This window comes from Streptomyces sp. NPDC029122, from assembly GCF_055569445.1.
Window position 1 is genome coordinate 41,947 of record NZ_JBVHWK010000021.1, and the last position, 1,234, is coordinate 43,180.

At 69.4% G+C, this 1,234-nt stretch carries 3 protein-coding genes; 1 reads left to right on the plus strand and 2 read right to left on the minus strand.

The genetic code is table 11. The annotated features are described in order from the left end of the window. Window positions 1-163: 163 nt before the first annotated feature. The gene (locus ACZ4WZ_RS23140) at window positions 164-532 is read right to left on the minus strand and encodes a PRC-barrel domain-containing protein (RefSeq protein ID WP_467893021.1); all 369 of its coding nucleotides are present in this window, start codon (window positions 530-532) and stop codon (window positions 164-166) included. 99 nt (window positions 533-631) lie between these two features. Next, complete coding sequence (locus ACZ4WZ_RS23145) at window positions 632-793, minus strand: DUF5670 family protein (protein WP_467893176.1); 162 nt, start codon at window positions 791-793, stop codon at window positions 632-634. 170 nt (window positions 794-963) lie between these two features. Here ACZ4WZ_RS23145 and ACZ4WZ_RS23150 point away from each other — a divergent pair, with 170 nt between their 5' ends. After that, on the plus strand, window positions 964-1,137 hold the full coding sequence (locus ACZ4WZ_RS23150; protein WP_467893023.1) for a CsbD family protein: 174 nt from the start codon (window positions 964-966) through the stop codon (window positions 1,135-1,137). Window positions 1,138-1,234: the final 97 nt, after the last annotated feature.

The window sequence follows — 1,234 nt, forward strand, 5'->3', positions numbered from 1 at the left end:
CCATCCTCCACGCACCCCCCCCCCCCCCCTTTCCCCCCCCCCCCCCCCCCCCCGCCCCCCCCCCCCCACCCCCCCCCCCGCCCCCCCCCCCCACCCCCCCCCCCCCCCCCCCCCCCCCCCCCCCCCCCCGGTACTCCGTTCCGGCCCTTCCGCCACGGGGGCGTCAGGCGGGGCGGCCACCGAAGGGAGCGCCGGTGCCGTAGTACGTGCCCAGTTCCTCGCGGTAGCCCGCGTCACCGAGGTGCTTGTCGCGGTGGAACTCCGGCGCGTTCTTGATCTGTTCCTTCGTCCGTTCGACGAAGATCTTCCGCTCGTCCGGGTCGATCCGGGTCACGGTGCCCGCCGGCAGCAGGACTTCCCTGCCGAAGATCCACACCCCCGTGTCCACGACCAGGTAGGCGTCACCGACCTCGTCGGAGTGCTTGTCGACCTTGCCGATGGCACCGTCCGTCGCCTCGACCTTGTATCCGGTCAGATCGGTACCCGCCAGGTGCCCAGCGGTCGACTGGTAGGCCCACACATGCTCAGTCACGCGAAAACAACTCCTCAGATCTCAGAGACGAAGCGGCCTCAGCCGCGACTCTTTCGTGCGCCGTACGCGCATTCGCCCGCAAGGCTCTTTTCGGTGCCGCTACCAGCGGTACCAGCGACCACTGCTGCCCTTCGGGCGGGCGACGAATCCGATCAGCCATATCACCAATACGATGACGGCGATCCACCACAGCGCCTTCAGGGCGAAGCCCGCGCCGAAAAGGACCAGGGCCAGAAGAAGCACAAGAAGCAGGGGAACCATTGTTATCAACCTCCGCAGCACCGCATGCCCGGCATTGTCGAACTCACACACCTGGCGTGCGACTTCGCGGATCAGTGGACCTGACGTGGGGGCCGCCTGTTTGAAATCCGCCGGAGCGACCACAAGAGGCTGGGTAAGGCTTTCGACTAGTACACAGGGAGTGATCAGCTGTGTCGGGTGAGCAGAAGAGCGAAGCCAAGACCGAGCAGGCCAAGGGCAAGCTCAAGGAGACCGCCGGCCGCTTGACGGGCAATGAGCGGATGACCGCCGAAGGCCGCGCGGAACAGGCCAAGGGCGATGCCCGCGAGGCCAAGGAGAAGGCCAAGGACGCCTTCAAGCACTGAAGCGCGGAGGGAACGCGTCGGGGGGGGGGGGGGGGGGGGGGGGGGGGGGGTGGGGGGGGGGGGGGGGGGGGGGGGGGGGGGGGGGGGGGGGGGGGGT

Bases quoted from the DNA above. Each gene is read 5' to 3' on its own strand.
- ACZ4WZ_RS23145 (WP_467893176.1), bottom strand. From the start codon at position 793: ATGGTTCCCCTGCTTCTTGTGCTTCTTCTGGCCCTGGTCCTTTTCGGC.